A 5,641-nucleotide genomic window follows, 5' to 3' on the forward strand; every position below is an offset into this window, starting at 1 on the left:
ATGCACCTTACTTGCTCTCCCTTTTTGGACACCCTACCTATTTTACCACTATTTTAGCCTTAACTGAACCGTATTGGATTATGCCCAATTTAAATATTCCAGTTTCAGTAAGGTCCATCGCCTTTATCGACACTCAAGTTGAAGATTATCAAAGTTTGATTGCCGGAGTAACACCGGGTACAGAAGTAGTCGTTTTGGATGGGAATAAAGATGCGATCGACCAAATTACTCAAATTTTAGCTCTTCGTACCAATATTGACAGCATTCACATAGTTTCTCACGGTGCTCCCGGCAGCTTGCAACTCGGCGACGTTCGCTTTAGTTTAAATGATATAGAGTGCGATCGGCAGGATCTACAGCAGTGGTTTTCGCCACGAACCGACTCAATCGGCGACACTCGACCTAATATCCTCCTCTACGGGTGCTGTGTAGCAGCAGGCGAGACAGGTAAAGCATTTGTCAAACGCTTGAGTGAGTTAACAGGGGCTTTTGTTGCGGCTTCCAAAAATCTTACGGGAAGTGCGGCAAAGGGCGGCGACTGGTTCCTAGAAGTCAGAACCGGGAAAATAGAAACACCGCTAGTATTTAAACCCGAAGTATTAGCGAGTTACGAGTACGTTTTGAACACCTTCGGTGCGGCGACAAATATTGGTGCAGGGACAAATCCCTACGGTATTGCTACGGCGGATTTTAACGTCGATGGGCAACCTGATTTAGCTGTAACAAACCAAGGATCTGACACTGTTTCCATCCTGTTAGGAAATGGGACTGGTGGCTTTAATCCCGCGCCTATTCCTACCTTGGCGGTGTCAAGTCCCACATCGATCGCGATCGGCAATTTTAACAATGATAATTTCCCCGACTTGGCAGTAGTGGGTAGCGGCACTGGTGGCGCCCTCTCAATTTTCTTAGCAAATGGTACGGGCGGTTTTGGCAGCCCCACTCAATATCCCACAGGAGTATCTCCTATCTCGGTTGCAGTTGGGAAGTTTAACGGCGACAACTTTTCAGACGTAGCAGTAGTCAATACAAGCCCTGGCAGTACCTCTGGCACTGTCACAATTTTGCTAGCAAATAGCAGTGGCAGCGGGGCATTGAATTTCAACACTAACTTGAGCGCACAGTCAATTCCCGCTTTCATGACAGTGGGGGACTTTAACGGAGATACTTTTTCCGATTTAGCTGTGCCGAACAGTTTATCTAACACCATTTCTGTTTTTTTAGCCAATGGCACTGGCGACTTTGGTGCAGCTACTAATTTTGGGGCTGGGACAAATCCAAATTCGATCGCTAATGGGGACTTTAACGGAGACACTTTCCTCGACTTGGCCGTAGTTAACGGGGGATCTAACAATGTGTCAATTCTATTGGGAGATGGCACTGGTGGCTTTGGCGCAGTCAGTAATTTTAGCGCGGGGACAGGGCTGCAAGGCATTGTTGCGAATGACTTTAGCGGAGACGGCCAACTTGACTTAGCAGTAGGAGGCACCAGCGGCGCTGCAATTTTAGTAGGCAATGGTAGTGGCGGTTTTAGTACACCCATTAACTTTGCTGCGGGCACAGATCCAACTTCCATTATTGCAGGCAACTTTAATGCTGATACTCTCTCGGATTTGGCAGTAGCGAACAACGGTTCCGATAACGTTTCGGTGCTGCTGAATACACCCACTACGGTATCCTTCGTTCCTCCCAAAATAGGTAACACTTACAACGTTAATGAAGGCACGACCGACACAGTAATTGATATCCCGGTTACTATCAGCGGTGGCACTCCCTTAAGTGATGTAACTGTACCAATTGTCATCGATCCCAGCAGCACTGCTACTCAAGGTGCAGACTACACTCTTCCAACTGCCTCCCTTACTTTCTCGGCAGGCACTACTACTCTCACCCAGAATATTGCAGTAACTATTAAAGCTGACAATATCCTTGACAGTAACGAACAATTAGTTCTCAATTTTGGCACAATTACAGGCGGTGTTGCCGATACGAGTCAAGGGAAAGTGGCAATATTGGACAGGAATAGTTCTTATTCAATTGTCGCCGACAATCCCACCGTTACCGAAGGCAATTCCGGCAAAATTCCTGCTGCATTTACTATTACTCGCAGCGGCAGCACGGAACTTTGGAGTACCGTAGATTATGCCATTACCGGCACTGCGACCAACGGCACTGATTACAACAATATCGGTGGCACTTCTGGCGCAAGGGCTGCTACTGGCAAAATCAGTTTTGCCGAGGGCGAAACATCCAAGACTATTAGTTTGGATGTGTTGGGAGATGGCAATATAGAACCGGATGAAACTGTTGCCATTACTTTATCAAATTCAGTTTCACCGGGTGGCGCACCGACTATTGCGACGGCTACCGCTACCACAAATATTACTAATGATGACACTGCCGGCATCACAGTCAGTCCAAAAGCAATATCAACAACAGAAGCTGGCGGCAAGGCAGAGTTTACTGTCAAATTAAACGCTGCACCAACTGCTAACGTTACCATCGATTTGAGTAGTTCCAATCCAGCAGAGGGAACAGTTTCTCCTAATAGCTTAACTTTTACTCCCGCTAACTACAGTGAACAAACAATAACGGTGACTGGCGTTGACGATTTAGTAGCTGATGGCGCTCAAGTTTACAAAATTGTCACGGCTGCTGCTGTGAGTACTGATGTTAATTACAATAATCTCAATCCCAATGATATCGATGTCACCAACAGTGACAATGAAACTCCGGGCATTACGGTGAATCCGACGGCGGGATTAACTACTGGTGAAGATGGCACAAAGGCTAACTTTACTGTGGTTCTGAATACTCAGCCCACTGCTGATGTGACTATCGGTTTGAACAGTGAGAATGTTGCCGAGGGAACAGTTTCGACTAATAGCTTAACTTTCACTCCGGCTAACTGGAATACACCGCAACCAGTAACAGTAACAGGGGTTAACGATAGCATTGCTGACGGCAATATTGACTACAAAATTGCCACGGTGGCTGCTGTTAGCACCGATCCGAATTACAACCTAGATGCAGGGGCTGTTAGCATTACCAATAAAGACAATGATACCGCTGGTATTTCTATTACTCCCACGGCAACAACTGTTACAGAAGGCGGCGCGGCGGGCAGCTATGACATCAAGTTAACGTCACAGCCGATCGCCCCTGTTAGCCTTAACTTTAATACCGGAAGTGAAATAAATGCGCTCGGGACAATTACCTTTGACAGCACGAATTGGAATGTTGCCAAAACAGTCACTGTCACCGCTACCGATGATAGCAAAGCCGAAGGCACGCACAGCGGTACGATCGCTCACACTGTTACCAGTACAGACACTAAGTATAGTGGCACAACAATTCAGGATGTCAATGTAGCGATTACCGACAACGAAACAGCAGGTGTCAGCATTACACCTACGAGCACAACTGCTGCTGAAGGGGGTGCGAATGGCAGTTATGAGCTCAAATTAACGTCGCAGCCGATCGCCCCTGTTAGCCTTAACTTTAATACCGGAAGTGAAATAAATGCGCTCGGGACAATTACCTTTGACAGCACGAATTGGAATGTTGCCAAAACAGTCACTGTCACCGCTACCGATGATAGCAAAGCCGAAGGCACGCACAGCGGCACGATCGCTCACACTGTTACCAGCACAGACACTAAGTACAGCGGCACAACAATTCAGGATGTCAATGTAGCGATTACCGACAACGAAACAGCAGGTGTCAGCATTACACCTACGAGCACAACTGCTGCTGAAGGCGGGGCGAATGGCAGTTATACAGTCAAACTCAACAGCCAGCCGATCGCCCCTGTAACCCTCACTCTCACAACAGGTAATCAGGTTGAGACGATCGCGCCTATCACTTTCACTGCGGATAATTGGAATGTCCCTCAACCCGTTACGGTGAAAGCTGTTGATGATACGGTTGTGGAAGGCGCGCACAGCGGCAATATCACTCACACTGTGAGTACCACTGATGCTAAGTATAATGTGGTTGTGGTTTCAGGGGTGACAGTGGCGATCGCGGATAACGACACTGCAACGCCACCACCACCACCAGTTGGAACTCCTGACATTATTATTAATCCGGTATCGGGATTAGTAACTACAGAAGCAGGCGGCACAGAGAAATTCACCATCAAACTCAACAGCCAACCTACTGGTGATGTAAAAATTGATATGCGTAGCAACAATGAGGCAGAAGGAGTAATTTCGACGGAATCAATTACCTTCAATTCTGCTAATTGGAATGTGGCGCAAGAGGTAACAGTAACAGGGGTTGAAGATAGTGTAGTTGATGGCGATACTGACTACAAGATTATCACCGAGAAAGCTGTTAGTACAGATCCCACTTACAACGAGCGAGATGTTGCCGATGTCAGACTGAGTAACCAAGACAACGATGTAGCACCACCAGTTGGAACTCCTGACATTATTATTAATCCGGTATCGGGATTAGTAACTACAGAAGCAGGCGGCACAGAGAAATTCACCATCAAACTCAACAGCCAACCTACTGGTGATGTAAAAATTGATATGCGTAGCAACAATGAGGCAGAAGGAGTAATTTCGACGGAATCAATTACCTTCAATTCTGCTAATTGGAAGGTGGCGCAAGAGGTAACAGTAACAGGGGTTGAAGATAGTGTAGTTGATGGCGATACTGACTACAAGATTATCACCGAGAAAGCTGTTAGTACAGATCCCACTTACAACGAGCGAGATGTTGCCGATGTCAGACTGAGTAACCAAGACAACGATGTAGCACCACCAGTTGGAACTCCTGACATTATTATTAATCCGGTATCGGGATTAGTAACTACAGAAGCAGGCGGCACAGAGAAATTCACCATCAAACTCAACAGCCAACCTACTGGTGATGTAAAAATTGATATGCGTAGCAACAATGAGGCAGAAGGAGTAATTTCGACGGAATCGATTACCTTCAATTCTGCTAATTGGAAGGTGGCGCAAGAGGTAACAGTAACAGGGGTTGAAGATAGTGTAGTTGATGGCGATACTGACTACAAGATTATCACCGAGAAAGCTGTTAGTACAGATCCCACTTACAACGAGCGAGATGTTGCCGATGTCAGACTGAGTAACCAAGACAACGATGTAGCACCACCAGTTGGAACTCCTGACATTATTATTAATCCGGTATCGGGATTAGTAACTACAGAAGCAGGCGGCACAGAGAAATTCACCATCAAACTCAACAGCCAACCTACTGGTGATGTAAAAATTGATCTGCGTAGCAACAATGAGGCAGAAGGAGTAATTTCGACGGAATCGATTACCTTCAATTCTGCTAATTGGAATGTGGCGCAAGAGGTAACAGTAACAGGGGTTGAAGATAGTGTAGTTGATGGCGATACTGACTACAAGATTATCACCGAGAAAGCTGTTAGTACAGATCCCACTTACAACGAGCGAGATGTTGCCGATGTCAGCCTGAGTAACCAAGAAAACGATGTAGCACCACAGCCAGTCGGAAGTCCTGACATTATTATTAATCCGGTATCGGGATTAGTAACTACAGAAGCAGGCGGCACAGAGAAATTCACCATCAAACTCAACAGCCAACCTACTGGTGATGTAAAAATTGATCTGCGTAGCAACAATGAGGCAGAAGGAGT

The 5,641-nt window shown here is 46.4% G+C and carries 1 protein-coding gene; it reads left to right on the plus strand.

Translation table 11 applies throughout. The annotated features are described in order from the left end of the window. Positions 1 to 80: 80 nt before the first annotated feature. Positions 81 to 5,641, plus strand: a 5,561-nt coding sequence (locus QUB14_RS27975) for a DUF4347 domain-containing protein (protein ID WP_333297431.1), incomplete at its 3' end; no start/stop codon positions are given.

It is taken from the genome of Microcoleus sp. B3-D2 (assembly GCF_036705345.1).
Taxonomy (GTDB): Bacteria; Cyanobacteriota; Cyanobacteriia; order Cyanobacteriales; family Microcoleaceae; genus Microcoleus.